Origin of the sequence: Sphaerisporangium viridialbum (assembly GCF_049674955.1) — a bacterium.
Taxonomy (GTDB): Bacteria; Actinomycetota; Actinomycetes; order Streptosporangiales; family Streptosporangiaceae; genus Sphaerisporangium; species Sphaerisporangium viridialbum.
This window is the reverse complement of the sequence record NZ_CP187232.1, coordinates 211,631-231,077: the sequence shown is the minus strand read 5'-3', so window position 1 is coordinate 231,077 and position 19,447 is coordinate 211,631. Positions and strand designations below refer to the sequence as shown.

17 protein-coding genes and 1 tRNA gene are annotated in these 19,447 nt (G+C 69.2%); 4 read left to right on the top strand and 14 right to left on the bottom strand.

The window, feature by feature from the left end; translation table 11 throughout:
- Positions 1–29 precede the first annotated feature (29 nt).
- On the bottom strand, positions 30–2,678 hold the full coding sequence (topA, locus tag ACOZ38_RS01080) for a type I DNA topoisomerase (protein WP_424528059.1): 2,649 nt from the start codon (positions 2,676–2,678) through the stop codon (positions 30–32).
- Between the two features lie 222 nt (positions 2,679–2,900).
- On the opposite strand from topA, the gene ACOZ38_RS01075 reads away from it, so the two are divergent.
- Complete coding sequence (locus ACOZ38_RS01075) at positions 2,901–3,086, top strand: DUF5703 family protein (RefSeq protein ID WP_262847182.1); 186 nt, start codon at positions 2,901–2,903, stop codon at positions 3,084–3,086.
- A gap of 358 nt (positions 3,087–3,444) precedes the next feature.
- Here the strand turns inward: ACOZ38_RS01075 and ACOZ38_RS01070 are convergent, their stop codons facing one another.
- The 3 genes from ACOZ38_RS01070 to ACOZ38_RS01060 all read right to left on the bottom strand — a co-directional run bounded on the left by ACOZ38_RS01070 (position 3,445) and on the right by ACOZ38_RS01060 (position 7,574).
- Positions 3,445–5,172, bottom strand: a complete 1,728-nt coding sequence (locus ACOZ38_RS01070) for a chaplin family protein (RefSeq protein WP_424528056.1) — start codon at positions 5,170–5,172, stop codon at positions 3,445–3,447.
- A 291-nt stretch (positions 5,173–5,463) separates the two neighbouring features.
- Positions 5,464–6,147: a hypothetical protein gene (locus ACOZ38_RS01065; RefSeq protein WP_424536937.1), complete on the bottom strand. Its 684-nt coding sequence runs from the start codon at positions 6,145–6,147 to the stop codon at positions 5,464–5,466.
- A gap of 128 nt (positions 6,148–6,275) precedes the next feature.
- Positions 6,276–7,574, bottom strand: a complete 1,299-nt coding sequence (locus ACOZ38_RS01060; RefSeq protein WP_405143172.1) for a M20/M25/M40 family metallo-hydrolase — start codon at positions 7,572–7,574, stop codon at positions 6,276–6,278.
- A 267-nt stretch (positions 7,575–7,841) separates the two neighbouring features.
- Between ACOZ38_RS01060 and ACOZ38_RS01055 the strand changes: the two genes are divergently transcribed.
- Positions 7,842–7,927: transfer RNA gene (locus ACOZ38_RS01055), tRNA-Leu, on the top strand.
- Positions 7,928–8,390: 463 nt separating this feature from the next.
- On the opposite strand, the gene ACOZ38_RS01050 is transcribed toward ACOZ38_RS01055, so the two are convergent.
- The 5 genes from ACOZ38_RS01050 to ACOZ38_RS01030 all read right to left on the bottom strand — a co-directional run bounded on the left by ACOZ38_RS01050 (position 8,391) and on the right by ACOZ38_RS01030 (position 12,112).
- Positions 8,391–8,534, bottom strand: a complete 144-nt coding sequence (locus ACOZ38_RS01050) for a hypothetical protein (protein WP_424528054.1) — start codon at positions 8,532–8,534, stop codon at positions 8,391–8,393.
- Positions 8,535–8,632: 98 nt separating this feature from the next.
- Entirely contained in the window at positions 8,633–9,835 is a 1,203-nt protein-coding gene (locus ACOZ38_RS01045; protein ID WP_424528052.1) for an ABC transporter permease, read from the bottom strand.
- A complete protein-coding gene (locus ACOZ38_RS01040; RefSeq protein WP_424528050.1) occupies positions 9,832–10,548 on the bottom strand; it encodes an ABC transporter ATP-binding protein in 717 nt (238 codons plus the stop codon). The genes ACOZ38_RS01045 and ACOZ38_RS01040 overlap by 4 nt, the downstream gene beginning before the upstream one ends.
- The gene (locus tag ACOZ38_RS01035) at positions 10,545–11,627 is read right to left on the bottom strand and encodes an efflux RND transporter periplasmic adaptor subunit (RefSeq protein WP_424528048.1); all 1,083 of its coding nucleotides are present in this window, start codon (positions 11,625–11,627) and stop codon (positions 10,545–10,547) included. Before ACOZ38_RS01035 ends, ACOZ38_RS01040 begins: the two co-directional genes overlap by 4 nt.
- Positions 11,627–12,112 (bottom strand): hypothetical protein, encoded by a 486-nt coding sequence (locus ACOZ38_RS01030; RefSeq protein ID WP_424528046.1) that lies wholly within the window; start codon positions 12,110–12,112, stop codon positions 11,627–11,629. Before ACOZ38_RS01030 ends, ACOZ38_RS01035 begins: the two co-directional genes overlap by 1 nt.
- A gap of 158 nt (positions 12,113–12,270) precedes the next feature.
- Between ACOZ38_RS01030 and ACOZ38_RS01025 the strand changes: the two genes are divergently transcribed.
- Both ACOZ38_RS01025 and ACOZ38_RS01020 read left to right on the top strand, forming a co-directional pair.
- On the top strand, positions 12,271–12,930 hold the full coding sequence (locus ACOZ38_RS01025; protein WP_424528044.1) for a response regulator transcription factor: 660 nt from the start codon (positions 12,271–12,273) through the stop codon (positions 12,928–12,930).
- On the top strand, positions 12,927–14,114 hold the full coding sequence (locus tag ACOZ38_RS01020; protein ID WP_424528042.1) for a sensor histidine kinase: 1,188 nt from the start codon (positions 12,927–12,929) through the stop codon (positions 14,112–14,114). The genes ACOZ38_RS01025 and ACOZ38_RS01020 overlap by 4 nt, the downstream gene beginning before the upstream one ends.
- A gap of 116 nt (positions 14,115–14,230) precedes the next feature.
- Here the strand turns inward: ACOZ38_RS01020 and ACOZ38_RS01015 are convergent, their stop codons facing one another.
- The 5 genes from ACOZ38_RS01015 to ACOZ38_RS00995 are packed head-to-tail and all read right to left on the bottom strand — an operon-like array spanning position 14,231 to position 19,211.
- Positions 14,231–15,241, bottom strand: a complete 1,011-nt coding sequence (locus ACOZ38_RS01015) for a LysR family transcriptional regulator (protein WP_424528039.1) — start codon at positions 15,239–15,241, stop codon at positions 14,231–14,233.
- Positions 15,242–15,290: 49 nt separating this feature from the next.
- On the bottom strand, positions 15,291–16,043 hold the full coding sequence (locus tag ACOZ38_RS01010) for an SDR family NAD(P)-dependent oxidoreductase (protein ID WP_424528037.1): 753 nt from the start codon (positions 16,041–16,043) through the stop codon (positions 15,291–15,293).
- Positions 16,040–16,801 (bottom strand): SDR family NAD(P)-dependent oxidoreductase, encoded by a 762-nt coding sequence (locus ACOZ38_RS01005; protein ID WP_424528035.1) that lies wholly within the window; start codon positions 16,799–16,801, stop codon positions 16,040–16,042. Before ACOZ38_RS01005 ends, ACOZ38_RS01010 begins: the two co-directional genes overlap by 4 nt.
- Positions 16,798–17,685, bottom strand: coding sequence for an SMP-30/gluconolactonase/LRE family protein (locus tag ACOZ38_RS01000; RefSeq protein WP_424528033.1), 888 nt, complete (start codon positions 17,683–17,685; stop codon positions 16,798–16,800). The genes ACOZ38_RS01005 and ACOZ38_RS01000 overlap by 4 nt, the downstream gene beginning before the upstream one ends.
- Positions 17,682–19,211 (bottom strand): UxaA family hydrolase, encoded by a 1,530-nt coding sequence (locus ACOZ38_RS00995; RefSeq protein WP_424528031.1) that lies wholly within the window; start codon positions 19,209–19,211, stop codon positions 17,682–17,684. Before ACOZ38_RS00995 ends, ACOZ38_RS01000 begins: the two co-directional genes overlap by 4 nt.
- Between the last annotated feature and the right edge of the window lie 236 nt (positions 19,212–19,447).

The window sequence follows — 19,447 nt, the reverse complement described above, 5'->3', positions numbered from 1 at the left end:
GGCAGGCGTGAGGCGTCCTCAGGGGCACGTCAGGACTTGGCGCCGGCCTTCGCGCGCGTGCGCTTCGGAGCCGGGCCACGGGCGCGGCGCTCGGCGAGCAGCTCGGCCGCCCGCTCGATCGTGATCTCCTCCACGGAGTCTTCCTTGCGCAGCGACGCGTTGGTCTCGCCGTCGGTCGCGTACGGCCCGAAACGGCCCTCCTTGACCACGACGGGCTTCTTGGAGACCGGGTCCACCCCGAGCTCGCGCAGCGGCGGAGCGGCGGCCGCACGGCCGCGCCCCCGCTGCTTGGGCTGGGCGAACAGCTCCTTGGCCTGCTCGATCGTGACCGTGAAGAGCTCCTCCTCCGAGGCCAGCGAACGGGAGTCCGTCCCCTTCTTGATGTAGGGCCCGAACCTGCCGTTCTGCGCGGTGACCTCCTCGCCGTCGATCTCCCCCAGCACGCGGGGCAGGGACAGCAGCTTGAGAGCGTCCTCCAGCGTCACGGTGTCCAGCGACATCGACTTGAGCAGGGAGCTCGTACGCGGCTTGGCGGCGACCTTCTTGGTCTTCTTCTTGCCGTCGGCGGGAGCCTCTTCCTCGGGAAGCAACTCGGTGACGTACGGCCCGAAACGCCCGGTCTTGGCCACGATCATGTGCCCAGTGGCCGGGTCGACCCCCAGCTCGCGCTCGCCGCTCGGCTGGCTGAACAGCTCCTCGGCCTTCTCCGCCGTGAGCTCGTCGGGCGCGAGGTCCTCGGGGACGTTGACGCGTGCCCCGTCGCGGTCGAGGTAGGGGCCGTACCGCCCGACGCGGATGACGATGTCGGTGCCCTTGATCGGGAACGAGCTGATCTCGCGGGCGTCGATGTCGCCGAGGTCGCTGACCAGCTCCTTCAGGCCTTCGTCGCCCTGCTCGCCGAAGTAGAAGCGGCGCAGCTCGGGCACCCGCTCGGCCCTGGCGTTGGCGATGTCGTCGAGGACCTTCTCCATCTCGGCGGTGAAGTCGTAGTCGACGAGGTTGCCGAAGTGCTGTTCGAGCAGGTTGACCACGGCGAACGCCAGGAAGGACGGCACCAGCGCCGTGCCCTTCTTGAAGACGTAGCCCCGGTCGAGGATCGTGCCAATGATCGACGCGTACGTCGACGGGCGGCCGATCTCGCGGTCCTCCAGCTCCTTGACCAGCGACGCCTCGGTGAAGCGGGAGGGCGGCCGGGTGGAGTGCCCCTCGGCCCCCAGCTCCAGGGCCGTCAGCGGGTCGCCCTGGCCGAGGTTGGGGAGCCGGCTCACCGAGTCGTCACGGGCGGTCGACGGGTCGTCCGCGCCCTCCACGTACGCCTTCAGGAAGCCGTAGAAGGTGATCGTGCGGCCGGAGGCGCTGAACTCGACGCTCTCGCCGGTGCTGGAGGTGCCCGCGATGCGCACGCTGACCGACTCGCCGACGGCGTCCTTCATCTGGGAGGCCACCGTGCGCTGCCAGATCAGCTCGTAGAGCCGGAACATGTCCTGGGTGAGCCCGGTCTCGCCGGGCGTGCGGAACTCGTCCCCAGAGGGCCTGATGGCCTCGTGAGCCTCCTGGGCGTTCTTCACCTTGCTCGCGTACACCCTGGGCTTGTCCGGGACGTACTCGGAGCCGTACAGCCGCACGGCCTGGTTCCTGGCGGCGGCCAGAGCGGTCTCGGACAGCGTGGTGCTGTCGGTACGCATGTAGGTGATGAAGCCGTTCTCGTACAGCTTCTGGGCGACCTGCATCGTGTACTTGGCGGAGAAGCCGAGCTTCCGGCTCGCCTCCTGCTGGAGGGTCGTGGTGCGAAAGGGCGCGTACGGCTTGCGCGTGTACGGCTTGCTCTCGACCGACGTGACCGAATACGTGGAGCTCTCCAGGCGCTGCGCGAGGGCCCGTGCGGCCTGCTCGTCCAGGTGGAGGGTCTCCGGGCTCTTGATCGCGCCGGTGCTGGCGAAGTCGCGGCCCTGGGCGACCCTGCGGCCGTCCACGCCGGTCAGCGTCGCGTTGAAGGTCCTCGGGTCCTCGTCGCGGCCGGTGTCGAAGAGCGCCTGCAGGTCCCAGTAGTCGGCCGAGGTGAACGCGATGCGCTCGCGCTCGCGCTCCACGACCAGCCTGGTGGCGACCGACTGCACGCGCCCGGCCGAGAGGCGGGGCTTGACCTTCTTCCACAGGACCGGGCTGACCTCGTAGCCGTAGAGCCGGTCGAGGATGCGGCGGGTCTCCTGCGCGTCGACCAGGCGGAGGTTCAGGGCACGCGGGTTGGACACCGCGTCACGGATGGCCTGGGGCGTGATCTCGTGGAACACCATGCGGTGCACGGGGACCTTGGGCTTGAGGACCTCCTGCAGGTGCCAGGCGATCGCCTCGCCCTCGCGGTCCTCGTCAGTGGCGAGGTAGAGCTCGTCGGCGTCCTTGAGCAGCTGCTTGAGCTTGGACACCTGCGACTTCTTGTCCGGGTTCACAACGTAGAGAGGCTCGAACTCGTGGTCCACGTTCACCCCGAGGCGAGCCCATGCCTCGCCCTTGTACTTCTCGGGGATGTCGTCGGCCTTTTCGGGCAAATCCCGAATATGGCCGATGCTGGACTCCACGATGTAGCCGCGCCCGAGGTACCCGGCGATCGTCTTCGCCTTCGCCGGCGACTCGACGATCACCAGGCGGGTTCCGCCGGCGTTGCCGTTGTTGGCTGGCACGCTGCTTCCTACCTCGCTGTTCGCTGTCGTTCTCCTGTCGATCATGCACGAAGCGCCGAGGGCGGCGCTCCGATTGATCCGTCACAGGCATGAAGGTAACCCGTCGGACTACCCGGTCACTTGCCGGTGTTCCACCTACCTGGACCCGATACCCACGAGGACGCAGAATAGAGCCCAGAGAGTGCCAGCGTCCCCTTGCACACCCTTCGGAGACTAACCGCTGTGCTCGAGTACTCCTATTTGGACCTGTATCTCCCGCGCGGGACCTCGCGGGAAACCGCTCGCAGGGTTCTTACTGAGCATGCAGAATACGGACATTGGGAGCTGGACCTCCTGCGGCTGTATCCCGATGGCCGTCGGTACGTACGGCTGCGCCGCAAGATCCTACGAGTGGCCAGCACACTGTAATCTCCGTCGGCCCCACTGTAACCCCCCGGACATGGCTTTGCCCGCTCCGGGCCGCGCCCCCGGAACGGGCAAAGCATCTGTGCTCCGCCGCGCGAGTCCAGCTCAGCGGCCCAGTACCACGGCCGAACTCGCGACGGCGAAGCGTCTATGACTCCGCCGCGATGACCCGGCGAAGGGCTTACGTCCTCACCGCTCTCCGGCGGCGAGGGGCCTGCGTCCTCACCGCGGCCTCACGGCGAGGTCTCTGCTTCTTCACCGCTCTCACGGCGAAGGGCTCACGGCTTCACCGTTCTCACGATGAAGGGGTCTGGGTTCCGCCGTTGGATCACCGCGGAATGACCTGGGGTCACAGCCCGGCTCACTTCCGCCGGAGGCGGAGGCGGCGGGTGCCGGCGAACAGGGTGGCCGAGGCGGCGAACAGAGCGCCGACGAGCAGGGCCGCCAGCGATCCGGTGTTCATGCCCGTGACGCCCATCGGCTGCTCGGCGCTCATCAGGCCCGTGTTGACCGGCAGGTCGCGGGTCGCGGAGCCGCCGACGAGGCCGGAGGCGGGGGTGCCGGAGAGGACCTTCCCGACCGTCCCGAGCGGGCTGTCGGCGTCGGGCGCCGAGGGCTTCTGGACCCCATCGGCGCGGCCCGGCGTCACCGGGAGCTCGGGCAGGCCGAGCGGCTTGGGCAGGCCGAGCGGCTCGGGAAGCCCACCGGCCGGCGCGGCCTCGCCGGCCTGGCGGGTCACGTCGCCCGCCCCGCGCTCGCCGTGGAGCGCCGACACGAGAGGCATCTCTGCGAGCAGGCCGTAGCCCTCCGGCCTGGCGCTGGAGACCCGGCCTGAGCTGCGCGCCCAGTGGCCGTACCCGTTCTGCCCGCCACCGCCGCCGCCCACGTGCGCACCGCCGAGACAACCCGCGGCGGCGTCGCCGAGGACGGCCACCGCGTTGCCGCAGACGTTGATCGGAGCGGTGATCGGGGCGACGATCTGGTTGCCGCCGAGGATGCTGTGACGCCCGTCGGTGAGGTTGCCGCCCGCGCCACGACCCCCGCCGCCCTTGACCGTAGCGCCGCCACGGCAGCCCGCGAAGGCCTCGCCGAGCACGGCGACGGAGTTGCCGCAGACGTTGATCGGAACGGTGATCGGAGCGACGATCTGGTTGCCACCGAGCACCGAGGAGTGACCGGACGTGCGGTTGCCGCCCGCGCCGCCGCCACGGCCTGCGGGCGGGACGCTGATGCCGCCCTCGCAGCCCGCGCTGCCGTTGCCGACGGAGTTGCCGCAGACGTTGATCGGAGCGGTGATCGGGGCGATGATCTGGTTGCCGCCGAGGATGCTGTGGCGCCCGTCGGTGTAGTTCCCCCCGGCGCCTGGGCCGGGACGCGGGCCGTTCCCGTTGTAGCCGTTGCCACCGCCGCCGCCCTTGACGTGCGCACCGCCCCGGCACCCGGAGAACGCCCCGCCGATGACGGCGACGGAGTTGCCGCAGACGTTGATCGGAACGGTGATCGGAGCGACGATCTGGTTGCCACCGAGGACGGAGGAGTGCCCGGACGTGAGGTTGCCGCCCGCGCCACGCCCGCCGCCGCCGTTCTGGACCGACGAACCGCCCCGGCACCCCGCGGCCGCCTCGCCGAGGACGGCCACCGCGTTGCCGCACGCGTTGATCGGAGCGGTGATCGGGGCGACGATCTGGTTGCCGCCGAGGATGCTGTGACGCCCGTCGGTGAGGTTGCCGCCCGCGCCTCCGCCGCCACCGCCGTTCTTGACGGCCGCGCCGCCCTCGCAGCCGGCGTCGGAGCGTCCGACCAGGGAGACGGCGTTGCCGCAGGCGTTGATGGGGGCGCTGATCGGTGCGTTCACCTGGTTGCCGCCCAGCACGCTGCCGTGCCCGGAGGTGCTGCCCTGGATGCCGCCCGCGCCGGAGCCCTGGACGGACGAGCCGCCGCGGGAAGACGCCGACGACTCGCCGGCCACGGCGACGGCGTTGCCGCTGATGTCGATGGGAATGTTGATCGGCAGGTTGATCTGGTTGCCGCCGCCCACCGAACCGGTGCCGGAGGTGTCGGCCAGAGCCGTACCACTGCTGAGAGCCATGACGCCTACCGCAAGAAGAGCTGCGGGAGCGGAGCCCTTCGCCCACGTTCGCATAACAGATCGCTCCTTGGTGATTTCTTGGGGGGAGTACCTGACAGACCGCGAAGAGCACACGGGGATGCCACGTGAGAGGCCGCACAGCCGCACGGTGGAGCCCGAGGTTTCGTCGCGAGACTGGAATGACGCTTCACCCGCGCGGAGACGGCACAGGTCACTCCCGGGGGGAAGAGATCAGCGGCGCGCTCCGCCACCGGCCGGACAGCTCAGGTCAGGGCCGGTGCAGAGGCGGGATCAGTCGGGAGAGAAAGAAGGGTCGTCAGCTGCGGTGCGGACGACAGGGGCGGGCGCACTCGCCACGAGAGCGGGCGCGACCATGAGCCGCGGGTCGAAAACGGACCTCGCGACGTCCCCGATACCCGGCCCGTACGGACCGGAGCCACCGCCCCGGGGCACGAAACCGTTGTCCCCGGCTGAGTGGTCGGCGGTGGATGGTGCGGGAAGAGCGGGCTTCGACTGGCTGGTGAGGCCGTCGACGGTGCGCCCGGCCATCGCCCCGGCATCTGCCAGGGCGCTGTCGCTGACCGTGGGGAAACCGTCGGCCAACGCCGACCCGGCAGCGACATGGAGGGGTGGGGAGACGGAATGACCCGCCGCTCCGGCCCTGGAGGCCTTCGCGGCATCGGCCTGGCCGACCCTGATCGTTTTAGAGGCTTCGACAGTCGGCGCCCGACCCGCGGGGATATGGGCATCCGCAGCCGCGGGAGCGGCGCCTAGACAGGCGAAGAGAACGCTCAGGAGCCAGCCGGCGGCGATCAGACCACCGATGGCCAGCAGACGACCGAACCGGGAGCCGGCCACGAACCGTGCCATCCGGCTTTCCCGCGTCACGATCGTCTGAGCCTGACCACCTGAGGCGGTCACGGGCACGCACAGGGTGACGGCGGGCGACTCAGCCCTCCGCCGCCCTTTCGGCATGCGTGCCACGTGACCTCCCCGAACTCCTCGACCAACCCGTTCGCAGGGCGGATCGTCGGACCAACCCCTCAACGGAAAGTTACCGTATCAGCACCGCGAGTGATGGCAACGGTTTTTCGAGGAACACGTCAGCACCCGTCGATGAAACGGTCAAGAACCCGCACCCCGAACTGGAGTGAATCCACCGGAACCCGCTCATCGATGCCGTGGAACATCCCGGAGAAGTCCAGGTCGGCGGGCAGCTTCAGCGGCGCGAACCCGAACCCTCGGATGCCCAGGCGGCTGAAGGCCTTGAGGTCGGTGCCGCCGGAGAGCGTGTACGGCACCGCCCGCGCGCCCGGGTCCTCCGCGTGCAGCGCGTCGGCCATCGCACGTACGAGGGGGCCCTCGAAGGCCGTCTCGACCGCGACATCGTGGTAGACGAACTCCCTGGTCACGTTGGGCCCCAGCAGCTCGTCCAGGGTGGCGAAGAACTCCTCCTCGTACCCCGGCAGGAAGCGGCCGTCCACGTGCGCGGTGGCGGTCTGCGGAATCACGTTCGCCTTGTACCCGGCGGAGAGCATGGTCGGGTTCGCCGTGTTCCGCAGCGTCGCGCCGATCATGCGGGCCAGCGGTCCGAGCTTGGCCACCGTCGCCTCGGCGTCGTCCGCCTCCAGTTCGATGTCGAAGGCCTCGTGGAAGAAGGCCCGCACCGTCGGCGTCAGCCGTACCGGCCACTCGTAGCGCCCGATGCGGGCGACGGCCTCGGCCAGCTCGGTGACGGCGTTCTCGCTGTTCAGCATCGAGCCGTGCCCCGCGCGCCCGGCGGCGGTGAGCCTCATCCAGGCGATGCCCTTCTCGGCGGCCTCGATGAGATAGAGACGCCTGGCCTCGTCGACTGAGACGCTGAACCCGCCCACCTCGCCGATCGCCTCGGTGCACCCCTCGAACAGGTCCTTGTGCTCGGTGGACAGCCACTGCGCGCCGTAATGACCGCCGGCTTCCTCGTCCGCCGTGAACGCGAGCACGATGTCGCGCGGCGGCCTGCGCCCCTCGCTCAGGCGCTTCCGGACGACCGCGAGGATCATGGCGTCCATGTCCTTCATGTCCACCGCGCCGCGGCCCCAGACGCACCCGTCGGCGATCTCGCCGCTCAGCGGGTGATGAGTCCAGTCGCCGGCGTTGAAAGGAACGACATCAAGGTGCCCATGAAGCAGCAAAGCCTCACGGCTCGGATCCTCCCCCTCGATGCGGGCGATCACGTTGGCCCGCTTGCTGTCGCTCTCCAGGATCCGCGGCTCCAGACCTACCTCGGCCAGCTTCCCCGCGACGTACTCGGCGGCGACCCGCTCCCCCGGCCCCGCGTTGTCCCCTGCGTTCGTCGTATCTATGCGGATCAGGTCACGGCACAGCTCGACGACCTCGTCCTCGGCGTTGAACGTGGTCATACGTGCTCCTTCGGCTCGGTACGCGCTAACGCCCACCATCCTGCCGCCCAACCGGCCCCACAGGCATCCCGGCCTGCCTAAAGGCCTCCGGACTGCCACCCGAGGACACGTCCAAGAGATCCCGGCCTGGCACCGGGGAGACCCCCCACGGCATCCCATGTACGGCCCCACCGCACCCTCGTGGGACTCCCGGTATGACGCAGTGCCCGGAGTTTGCTAATCTAGTGCAGCCGACGCGGGGAGACGTTCTCACGTGCAGGCACCACTGTCCGGGTGGCGGAATAGGCAGACGCGCTAGCTTGAGGTGCTAGTGCCCTTTACGGGGCATGGGGGTTCAAGTCCCCCCTCGGACACAAGATCGGCCCCGAGGACGTGCAGGTCACGGACTCGGGGCATCTTCATGTCTGCCTCCAAACGGGTCCGTGATACTTCCGGCCTGTGGATCATGCCTTCTACGCTTCGGCGACAAGCGACGCGAACTGGTCGGCGGCGTCGCGCTGGTTGCCCGGCATGACGTGAGCGTAGACCGTCAACGTCACGGTCGGGCGCGCGTGGCTAGCGTCATACTGTCAGCAAAAACTGCGAGGCGAGATTCTTCAGTTTTACTAACACATGACTTTTGCATTGCGTGTGGAATTGCCGACGAAGAGTAAACGGTGAAGATCTGATCCGCCCGGAGGGCGCGGAATGGTCAGGGGTCGCGGCGGGAGATGGCGGCGTACGCGGCCGCCCGCGACCGGGCCCAGCTCGTCATCGTCGCCTACGAGGCCGGCCTGGTCGAGGCGCGACCCCGCAGACACGGCTGACCCCCGCCCGTCACAGGGGGCGGCGGAAGCCGCGGACCGCGACCACGGCGGAGAACGCCGACAGCAGCAGGCTGAGCAGGACCGCCGGCAGCGCCGCCGCGCCCGGCGCCTGCCCCTGCATGAGCGCACGGGTCGAGTCGATGCCGTACGTCATCGGGTTGACCATCGCGACGACCTGCAGCCACGCGATGACCGGTCGCTTCCTGTCCTACCGTCGCACCCCGCGGCGGCGGGACCTCGAGTCACCGCGGCTCAGCCGTTCAGGGCGATCGTCGGTGGGATCCGCGCCGCACGCGCAGCGGGGTAGAGTCCGGCCACGGCGCCGATCATGAGCGTCGCGACCAGTCCCGCGGCCAGGGCGAGGGGAGGCACGACGACGGGCCAGCCGTTGAGCGGAGCGATCACGGTGGTGACGGCGGAGCCGAGCACCACGCCGATGGCGCCGCCGAACGCGGAGAGGACGAGCGCCTCGGCGAGGAATTGGACGCGGATGTGCGAGCGAGTCGCGCCGAGGGCGCGCCGCAGCCCCACCTCGCGCCGGCGTTCGATGACCGAGATGATCATCGTGTTGGCGACGCCGATCCCGCCGACGAGGAGGGCGATCCCGCCGAGTCCGACGAGCAGTCCGGTGAAGGCCTGATCGATCGCGGCCTTCGCCGCGAGGGCGTCCGATGGCCGGGAGACGCTGGTGTCGCTCGGGGACTGCGGCTGAACGGTGGCGGGCAGCAGCGAGCGCACCCGGTCGAACGCGTTCTCCGCCGCCCGCACGTAGACGGTCGAGGGGTTGCGCTGCCAGCCGAACAGCTTGGCCGCGGCCGGACCGCCGATCAGCGCGGTGGTGTCCAGCTCGGGCGCCAGCGGAGAAGGGGCCAGGATGCCGACGACGGTGAAGGACCGGCCGCCCAGCCATACCTGGGTGCCCGGGTCTACCACGCCCAGCCGCTCGGCGGCGGTGGCGCCGAGGACGACGGTGGGGAACGTCGCTGTGGCCGGCTTCAGCCACGCTCCGGCTTTCAGCTTGCTGCGGGTGACCTCGAGCAGGTCGAGATCGGTCGCGGCCACCTGGATGCCGCCGGTCGCCGAGGGATCGGTCAGCTCGTTACGGTACACGTGAAGCCTGGGGAGCGCCGCGATTCCGCTGGCCGCCTCCACCCCGTCGACGAACCTGACCTTGCCGATGGTCTCGGGGGACAGCTTGGTCTGCTCGCCGAAGAGGTTCTTCTCCGGCTCGACGCGCAGGAGGTTGGTGCCGAGGCTTGCGAGCTGCTCGTTCACACGCTGCTGACTCGACGCGGAGATGCCCACCACCGCGAGCATCGCCGCGATGCCGATGGCGATGCCGAGCGCGGAGAGGATGGCGCGCAACGGCCGTGCCCGCACGCCGCTGACCGCGAGGCGGGCCACATCGGCCGACAGGAGGACGGACCGCCTGCTGACGGAACGACGGCGGGTCACGCGGCCTCCTCCTCGCTCGCACCGGCCGCACCCTTCGACGCGCGCGAGTCGGAGACGACCCGCCCGTCGCGCATCGCGATCCGCCGCGGGAAGGCCACGGCCAGCTCCGCGTCGTGGGTGATGACGACCACCGTCGTGCCTGAGCCGTTCAGCTCGCGGAGCAGTTCGACGACGGCGGCGCCCGACTCCGAGTCCAGGTTGCCGGTCGGCTCGTCCGCGAGGAGGAGCACCGGGTCGCCGACGACCGCGCGTGCGATCGCGACCCGCTGCCGCTCCCCGCCGGAGAGCTGGTTCGGCTTGTGGCCGGTGCGGTGCCCGAGGCCGACGCGTTCGAGGGCGAGACCGGCACGGTGGCGGCGCTCGGCGCGCGGGACGCCCGCGTAGAGCATTCCGTCCGCCACGATGTCGAGCGCCGGCACCCCCTCTGCGAGGTGGAACTGCTGGAACACGAACCCGATGCGATATGACCGGAGGGCGGACAGTTCCGCGTCCGGCATCTGCCGCACATCCATCCCGGCGATCGTCGCCGAGCCGGCGGTCGGCCGGTCGAGGGTGCCGATGAGGTTCAGCAGGGTGGACTTCCCGGACCCGCTCGGGCCCACGACGGCCACCAGCTCGCCCTGATCGATGGTCAGGCTCACGCCCGCGCAGGCGAGGACCGCCGGTTGACCGTAACTGCGCTCGACGCCGTCGAGCCGGATGATCTCGGTCATATCTTTGGGACCGCTACCTTCTGTCCTGCCTCCAGTCCGTCACCGGAGATCTCGACCCGGCCCCCCGCGAAGAGTCCCGTCGTGACGGGGACGCGGCGGACCGAGCCTTTCTGGCCCACGACTTCGACGCCGAAGTGCTTGTCGTCCAGTGCGATCAGCGCGATGACGGGGACGGAGAGCACGTTCTTACGGACCTTGGACGGGAAGCTGACCGTCACGTTGGCCTGCTGCAGGTCGCCGGCGGCGGCAGGGCGGTCGAGCGCCACGGCGACCGGGATGATGACGCTCCCGTCGCTCTCCTGCTTGGGCGTGCCGACCGAGACGACCTTCCCCGTGGTCCGCGTCCCCTCCGGAAGCGTGATCTCGACCCGGCCGTGGACCTTCGCCAGCCGCTGGTTCGCGAGGGACAGCTTCACGTTCACCTGCTTCCGGCGGTTCGTGACCGACAGCACCGGCGCTCCGCTGCCCACCGATCCGCCGATCTTCGCCGTGACGGACCGCACGCGCAGAGCGCCCCGGTCGAACACGATCCGCCCGAGGTCGACGCGGCCGGTCCGCTTCTGGCCGGTCGCCTTCTGCCAGGCGAGGATCGCCGACGTGGTCGCCCAGGTGAACTTCCGATCGGGCTTTTCTTTGAAGAAGCCCAGCGCGGCGAGATTCTGTTCGAGCTGCCGGACGTCCGGACCGTCGTCCATGCCCGACTCGAACGTCCGCCAGGCGGGGAGCGCGCCGTGGAAGAGGAATACCGGGACGTTGTCCACCCAGAAGAGCGGCTTCCTGATGCCGACGGTCGTTCCCGGCCGCGGCGCCGAGGTCAGCACGCCGGAGATCGTCGACCTGACATCGTGCGGGTTGGCGTACTCCAGCGAGCCGGTGGCCTTCACCGAGCCGGAGAGCGTTCCGCGCTCGATCTCCGCCTCCGCGGCCTTGGGCGGCTCGTCCGGTGCGGGAGACGCCTTCAACGTGGTGGCGGCGAACACCGCCCCTCCGGCCGCGGCGAGGACGGCGACGATCGCGGCGGTGATCCAGAAGATCCGCCATCGCCGCCGTGGTCGAGGTTCGTGGTCCGGGGACGTCATCACTGCTCCACCAGTGGTGCCGGCGCCATGCCACCGCCGCACTGCTCGACCACGTTCTTGGGGGTGTCACTCGGCACGCTCAGCGCCTGACCGGGCAGGGGGTCCGGCACGTTCACGCCGTTCTCGCGGTAGCACTTCGCCATCTTGAGCAGCGCCTGCTCCGCTTCCTTGTCCAGCTTCGCCTGCTCCTCCTTGCTCAGCGGCGGCGGCGTGCCCACCTGCTCCGTGCACTTCTTGATCGCCTCCGTCGGGGCATTGGGGACGTTCTTGTCGCCGGCCTTGACTCCCGGCACGGACCCCGGATCCTTGATATCGACGCCGTTGTCACGCAGACACTGCGTGTACTTGAGCGTCCAGGACTCGCGAGAAGCCGGGGCCTTGGCCGAGGGATCCGCCGCGTCACCGGTCGCCGCGCACCCCGCGAACGCGAGAAGCAGAGCGGGCACGGCGAGGATCATCGCGAGCCGGCGGGTGCCGAGTGTCATATCAGGGTTCCTCTCTTCCGAGACGCTCGATCCGAGCGCCGGGCCCAGCCAACGGGAACGCGTGTTCTCGGAAGGTTCAGAGATTCCATTACGTTCGCGTTACACCGCGTCTGGTGAGGTTCCACTGGCGGAGTACCAAGCCGGGGAAGGAGGCCGCCGTGCGCGTACTGATCGTGGAGGACGAGGTCTACCTCGGCGAGGCGATCCAGACAGGACTGCGACGAGAGACGATCGCCGCCGATCTCGTGCACGACGGCGAGACCGCGGTCGACGAGCTGAGCGCGAACGACTACGACGTCATGGTGCTCGACCGCGACATTCCCGGCCTGCACGGCGACGACGTCTGCGCCTGGGTGGTCGCCAACCGCCCCGCCTGCCGGGTGCTGATGCTCACCGCCGCGGGCCGTCTCGGTGACAAGGTGAGCGGCTTCGAGCTCGGCGCCGACGACTACCTCGCGAAACCCTTCGACTTTCCCGAGCTGGTGATGCGGTTGCGGGCGCTTGAGCGGCGCCCGGCGCAGGGCCGCCCCCCGGTGATCGAGAAGGCCGGGGTGCGATTCGATCCGTTTCGGCGGGAGGTGTACCGAGACGGTCGGCTCGTACGGCTGGCCCGCAAGGAGTTCGCGGTTCTCGACGTCCTGATGCGCGCCGACGGCGGAGTGGTCAGCGCCGAAACGCTCTTGGAGAAGGCCTGGGACGCCAACGCGGACCCCTTCAGCAACCCCATCAGGGTGACGATCTCGAATCTCCGCAAGCGACTCGGGTCCCCGCCGGTGATCCATACGGTCCGCGGCAGCGGATACCGGTTCGGCGTATGAGCGCGGGGACGCGGTGGTTCACCCTACGGGCCCGGCTCGCCGTCGCCTACACGGTGCTGGTCTCGGTCACCGGCGCGCTCATGCTCGGGGTCGTGTACCTGTTCATGCGGTACGTGCCCTCCTACTCCTTCGAGCCGCTCGGGAGCCTCCGCGACCTCAAAGGGTCGGCCTCGTCACCGTTGGTGCCCGCTGATCCGGTTTACTCCATATCGAACACCAATTCGACATTCATGGCACCCGTGGTCAGCAGCACCAACGACGTCTCCACGCTGCTCCTCGCGGTTTCGATCGGCACCTTCGTCGTTCTCGCCGTGATCGGGGCCATCGCGGGATGGATCATCGCGGGCAGGATGCTGCGCCCGCTGCAGGCGATCAACCGGGTGGCCAAGAGCGCCGCGTCGGGCGACCTCGGGCAACGCATCGGCAGTGACGGACCACGCGACGAACTGCACGATCTCTCCGAGACGCTCGACGACATGCTCTCGCGGTTGGAACGGTCCGTCGGCGAGCATCAGCGCTTCGCCGCGAACGCCTCCCACGAACTGCGCACTCCGATAGCGACCACACAGACCCTGCTCGATGTCACGCTCGCCGCTCCAGACCTCGACCTGCCCACTCTGCGGCTGACGGCGGAACGGGTTCGCGAGATGAACCAGCGCAACCGGGAGACCGTCGAGGCGCTCTTGGCCCTGGCCGACGCGGACGGCGGACAGCTCCGCAGAGAACCGGTCCGAGTGGACGAGCTCGTCCACGACGCCCTGCTCATGGAGCGGTCCGCATCCGATGAGCTCGGCCTCACCGTCGAGGTCGCGGCCACGCCGGCGCCTGTGGTCGGCGATCCGGCGCTTCTCCGGCAGGCCGTCGCCAATCTGGTGCAGAACGCGGTGCGGCACAACGAACGCGACGGTCACCTCAGGATCGTGGTCGAACCATCATCGGCTCACGTCGTCCTCCGCGTGGAGAACACCGGTGCGCCCCTGTCCGAGGACGTCGTCGCGACGCTGACCGAGCCGTTCGTCCGCGGCCAAGGCCGCGTGGCGGGCTCACGCAAGGGACACGGCCTGGGCCTGACCCTCGCACGGAGCGTGGCCGAGGCGCACCATGCCCGCCTCATCGTCCAGCCCCGTGACGGAGGCGGACTCGTCATCGAGGTCCGTTTCCGGGCCGCGCCGGAGAACGGATGACCCTCGGCGTGGCTCCTAGGCGGTCGACCCGCCGTTATCGGCATACCTCATGCACGGGGCATAGACCCAGACCAGCCGGCCGTCACCCCGCCAGAGCAGGAACAGTTACATAACTCCTAGCTTGGGATGGCTTGTACGCCGGGGGGGAGTTGGGCCCGTTCCTGGGCGTCTAGGAAGGCTTTGACGACTGCGGCCTCTGAGCGGCGTCTGGTCCAGAAGAGGGCGACTTCTCGGCGGGCGGTGGGGGAGTCTATGGTGCGGATCGTGAGGCCTTCGGTGCTGGTGGTCTCCAGGGCGAGGCGGTTGATGACGCCGATGCCGAAGGCGGAGCGGACCAGTGCGACCAATGTCGCCGGCTGGTCGGTGAGGTAGGCGATGTCGGCTCGTCCAGCCTCGTCGCCCAGGGTGTTGCGCAGGTCGAATCCGCCGCCGTCGTCCTCGCTGCCGGCCGGATTGCCGATCAGTGGCCGCTGCAGGATGTCGTCGACGCTGACCGAGGTCTTCTGGGTGAGGGGGTCCTGCTCGCGCATCACGGCGACGATGTCCTCGCGCCAGATGGTTCGATGGCAGAGCGTGGTCTCGTGCATCTTCGGGAGCAGCGGCCGGAACGCGAGGTCGACGGCCCCGCTGACGACCATTTCCTCCAGTGCCGAGGCGGTTCCCTCCTGGAGCTCGATCGTGATGCCCGGGTATTTCGACGTCAGCTCCCGCAACACCGAGGGAAGGTACGTCGAGCTGACGCTCGGATAGCTGCCGATCTTGACGTGCGCGACGAAGTTGTCGAGCGTGCTGCGGGCGGCCTCGATGCCGCGTTGGAGCTCGAGGAGGGCGTTCAGGGCGTGTCCGCGGAACAGCTCACCCGCCTCGGTTGTGCAGATGGGGCGTGCCTTGCGATCGAAGAGGGTCACTCCGAGGGCATGTTCCAGGGCTGCGATGTGGGCGCTGACTCGCGACTGCGACAGATGCAGGCCGAGGGTGGCGGCGCCGAATCCGCCTTTGTCCGCCACCGCGAGGAAACTGCGCAACCAGGCGGTCTGCAGCGACATGGCGTCCCGCGGATCGCGTGGGGCGAGGTCGACGATCTCGTCGGCGCGGCGATCGTTCGAAGGGGCCGGCGAGCCGCTCATCCGTCCGCCGTTCCCGCTTGAGCCATGCGACCGCGCGGCAGTGGGGGCCTCATGCCGCCGTCATCCCTCCGTCGAGGACGAGCGCGGCCCCGTTGACGAACCGGCCCTCGGGCCCCGCGAGGAAAGCGACCATGGCCGCGATCTCGTCCGGTGACCCCATGCGCCCGTCCAGCTGCCGCGCCGCCATCGCCGCGCGGGCCGCCGCCGGATCCGGCGCGTTCGCGAGGATCTTCCCGACCACCTCGGTCTCCACGGTTCCGGGGCAGATTGCCACGCAGCGGATTCCTTCGCGTGCGTGGTCGACAGCGACCGCTCGGGTGAGGCCGACCAGCCCGGCCTTGGACGCGCAGTACGCCGCCCGGCGAGCCAGCCCGACCTGACCGCCCACGGAGGCGATGTTGATGATCACGCCGCTGCCGCGGTCGAGCATCAACGGCAGGGTCGCCCGGATGGTGAGGAACGGCCCGGTGAGGTTCACCGCCATGACGCGGTTCCAATCCGCGTCACTCGTCTCCAGGACGGTCGCGGCCAGGCCGATGCCGGCCACGTTCACCAGCACTTCCGGGGCGCCGACTGTGACAGCGATCTCCCGGGTCACCGACCCCACGGCCAGCGGGTCGCACAGGTCGACGGTGAAGGGGTGCGCCAGGCCACCGGTCTGCTGGATCAGGGTGGCCGTCTCAACGAGACCGGTGACGTCGAGATCCATCATCGCGACCTCGTAGCCCTCGCGGGCCAGGCGTAGAGCGGTGGCGCGGCCGATACCGGAAGCCGCGCCCGTCACCACAGCGACGGTGCTCATGAATACGCCGTTCCGGGCAGCGAACCGTCCATGGCGTATCCGCCGTCGACGTCCAAGCAAGCGCCTGTGGTGTAGCACGCCTCTTCGGACGCGAGGTAGGCGATGGCGGAGGCCACCCACTCGGGCGGCGCGATCTTCCCCAGCGGGATCTTCGCCGTCAGAGAGCTGACGATCTCGGGGGTGTAAATGGGCTCGCTCATGTTGGTCCGGGTGGCGCCCGGGCGTACGCAGTTCACGGTGATGCCGAAGGGAGCCAACTCCGATGCCATCGTGCGGGTCATCGCCTCGAGCCCGCCCTTGGTCGCCGTGTAGGGCGCGGCGTTCGGCTCGGATACCACGGCGTGGACTGAGGAGACGTTGACGATGCGGCCGGGCGTGCCGTGATCGACCATGATGCCGGCGACGGCCTGGCTCAAGAAGAAGACCCCTGTCAGGTTCACCGCGATGACGCGATCCCAATCGGCCCGTGAGACCTGAAGGAAGGGTGCGATATGCAGGATTCCGGCGACGTTGGCCAGCACGTCGACCTGCTGGAACTCCCCGCGCAGGTACTCCTCCAGCGACTGCGCCGCATCCAGGTCCGCGACGTCCAGGTCGAGCAGGCGAAGGCGCCCCTCTACGTGGTCCGGCCACGGCCTGGTGTGCTTCAGGTCGACCGCCACCACCGTGGCTCCCTCGCGCAGAAGCCGAACCGCCGTCGCCCGGCCGATACCGGAGTCGGCGCCGGTGACGACGGCGACCTTCTCGCTGAATCTCATGCGATGACCTCTCGTGAAAGGCGGAAGGGGGTCGACGGCCGTCCCGGGGTGTCGACGTCGCGCCGCAGTACCGCCCCTGCCAGCGGCCACGTGTCCAACTGGGAGGAGGTGAGGCCGATGGACGCCGAGGTGATGTACATCGTCTGGAGCTGAGGTCCGCCGAAAGCGATGCTCGTCGGACGGATGACCGGAACCCGCACCTGCTCGGCCACGACGCCATCGGGGGTGAAGCGGGTCACGTGGGCTCCGTCCCAGAAGGCGCACCAGACGTCACCCGCGGCGTCGACCCGAAGCCCATCGGGGATACCGGGGAGCGACGAGGTGTCCGCGAAGACCTGACGGGCCGTCGCCTCCCCTGACTCGACGTCGAAGGCGTACCGGTAGATCACGTCGTCGCGGGAGTCGACGAAGTACATCCGCCGCCCGTCCGGCGACCAGTCGATGCCGTTGGAGCAGTAGAAGCCCTCATCGACGACGGTGCAGGCGCCGTCGCCGTCCAACCGGTAGAGCCGACCCTCGGGGCGCGTCTCGCCGTCCTCCAGCGAACCGGTCCAGAACCGCCCGGCAGGGTCGACCGACCCGTCGTTGAACCGGCAGGCCGGGCGGTCCGCCTCGGGGTCGGCCAGGAACGTACGGTCGCCGGTACGGACGTCCAGGAGATGCCAGCCGGTACGCATACCGGCGACGAGCACGTGCGGATCATCCGTGAGGCCGAGGCAACCGACCTGGGCCCGAACATCGATCCGGGCCGGACGCTCGGCGTCGGCGGCCTGGGTGAAAACGGTTCCTGCGACGATGTCCACCCAGTACAGGGTGTCGATCCGCGCGTCCCACAGCGGTCCCTCACCCAGGGTGGCCCGGCCGTCCCAGAAAACTGACGTCATACTACGGCTCCCATCCGCCACGGCACGATCTCCTCGGTGCCGAACCCGAGCGCCTCGGACTTGCTCGGCGTACCCGATGCCATGTCCACCAGGGCCTCGAACAGCAGGATTCCATAGCGGATCTGGTCTTCCCGCGACATAGCCGGGCCCGCGTCGAAGTCCATGTCGGCGCGCATGTGCTCGTACAGCCGGGTCGTCGTGCTGATCTTGAGACAGGGAGTCGGGCGCGACCCGAAGACCGACCCTCGGCCGGTCGTGAACGCCAGCAGGTTGGCCCCGCCGGCGACCATGCCGGTCGCCGAGACCGGATCATATCCGGGGGTGTCCATGAAGGTCAGCCCCGCGGCGGTCACCGGGTCGGCGTACGCGACGACATCGTTGAGCGGGCTCGTACCGCCCTTCAGGACCGCACCCAGCGACTTCTCCCAGATCGTCGTGATGCCACCGTCCCGGTTGCCCTTGGACGGGTTGTTGTCCAGCTCCGCGTCATTGCTCGCCGTATAGGCCTGCCACCAGGCGATCAGTTCGTCGATCCGGTGGGCGACCGCCGGATCGACGGCCCGCTTGCGCAGCATGTGCTCCGCACCGTAGATCTCGGGAGTCTCGCCGAGGATGACCCGGCCACCAGCGGCTACCAGCAGATCAGCCGCCACGCCCAGTGTCGGATTGGCCGTCAGACCCGAGTAGGCGTCGCTGCCGCCGCACTGCAACCCCAGTACCAGCTCGTCGACCGGAATGGGCTCACGCCGCAGGCCGGCGAGCTGCGACGCCATCGCGGCGATGGAGTCCAGGGCGGCGTTGACGGTGGCGGCCGTACCGCCCAGCTCCTGGATGGTGAGAGTCTCGACGGCCAGGCTGTCGCCGAAGATGTTCTCCGGCTGGTTGATCTCGCAGCCCAGACTGACCATCACCACTCCGGCGATGTTCGCGTGCCCGGCGTACCCGCGCAGGGTGCGGCGCAGGATGTCATCGCCGGCGGTGCCCTCGGCCATACCGCAGCCCAGTTCGTGGGTGAGAGCGATGACCCCGTCCAGACCAGGCACCCTGACCTGGGCGTTCGCGGCCTGTGCGACCATCCGGGCCACCGTCGAGGAGCAGTTCACCGTCGGAAGCACGGCAAGGTGGTTACGGGTCGCGGCCCGGCCGTCAGGTCTGCGGTAGCCGAGGAAATGGCCGCGCGTCGGGACGGCCGGCGGAGACCACAGCGATGGCTTGGAGGGGACCGTCGCGAGGCCGAGGCTCTGCGGCCCGACCCCGAGGTTGTGCATGTGAACGTGGGCGCCGGGCAGGATGTCCCGCAGCGCGATGCCGATGACCTCGCCGTACTTGCGAACGGCCGCGCCCTTGGCGACGGCGCGCACGGCGACCTTGTGGCCCGCCGGGATGTCATCAATCGCGGCGACGACACCATCGACCACCTGCACGAGCGTCCCGCGGCCGAGGTGCTCACGGACAAGCCCTACGTCATCCACGCCCTCCAGCGGAACCAAAGGGACGGCGACATCGGCCGACATCGGTGCGGTCATCCAAGATCCAGCCAATGCGCGAACATGCCAAACCAGTAATCCTGAAATCGTTCAAGTCCAGATTCAGAGGCTGTCACGCAAGTCACCCTAGATCCCGGGGCAACGCCAGATGAAGCGCGAGTAACAGAACGACGCCATCCGTCCCACGAATAGTCGCAGGCCAGAGCAGGAATCCGAATGACGCCATTCTCCGTGATCCGAATACCTGCGGTTAGTGTGTCGAAACAATCCACGTC

Coding starts and splice junctions, on each gene's coding strand:
- ACOZ38_RS01070 (WP_424528056.1), bottom strand. CDS start 5,172: ATGGCTCTCAGCAGTGGTACGGCTCTGGCCGACACCTCCGGCACCGGT.
- ACOZ38_RS01065 (WP_424536937.1), bottom strand. CDS start 6,147: ATGCCGAAAGGGCGGCGGAGGGCTGAGTCGCCCGCCGTCACCCTGTGC.
- ACOZ38_RS01060 (WP_405143172.1), bottom strand. CDS start 7,574: ATGACCACGTTCAACGCCGAGGACGAGGTCGTCGAGCTGTGCCGTGAC.
- ACOZ38_RS01050 (WP_424528054.1), bottom strand. CDS start 8,534: ATGACGTACGGCATCGACTCGACCCGTGCGCTCATGCAGGGGCAGGCG.
- ACOZ38_RS01040 (WP_424528050.1), bottom strand. CDS start 10,548: ATGACCGAGATCATCCGGCTCGACGGCGTCGAGCGCAGTTACGGTCAA.
- ACOZ38_RS01035 (WP_424528048.1), bottom strand. CDS start 11,627: ATGACGTCCCCGGACCACGAACCTCGACCACGGCGGCGATGGCGGATC.
- ACOZ38_RS01030 (WP_424528046.1), bottom strand. CDS start 12,112: ATGACACTCGGCACCCGCCGGCTCGCGATGATCCTCGCCGTGCCCGCT.
- ACOZ38_RS01020 (WP_424528042.1), top strand. CDS start 12,927: ATGAGCGCGGGGACGCGGTGGTTCACCCTACGGGCCCGGCTCGCCGTC.
- ACOZ38_RS01015 (WP_424528039.1), bottom strand. CDS start 15,241: ATGAGCGGCTCGCCGGCCCCTTCGAACGATCGCCGCGCCGACGAGATC.
- ACOZ38_RS01010 (WP_424528037.1), bottom strand. CDS start 16,043: ATGAGCACCGTCGCTGTGGTGACGGGCGCGGCTTCCGGTATCGGCCGC.
- ACOZ38_RS01005 (WP_424528035.1), bottom strand. CDS start 16,801: ATGAGATTCAGCGAGAAGGTCGCCGTCGTCACCGGCGCCGACTCCGGT.
- ACOZ38_RS01000 (WP_424528033.1), bottom strand. CDS start 17,685: ATGACGTCAGTTTTCTGGGACGGCCGGGCCACCCTGGGTGAGGGACCG.
- ACOZ38_RS00995 (WP_424528031.1), bottom strand. CDS start 19,211: ATGACCGCACCGATGTCGGCCGATGTCGCCGTCCCTTTGGTTCCGCTG.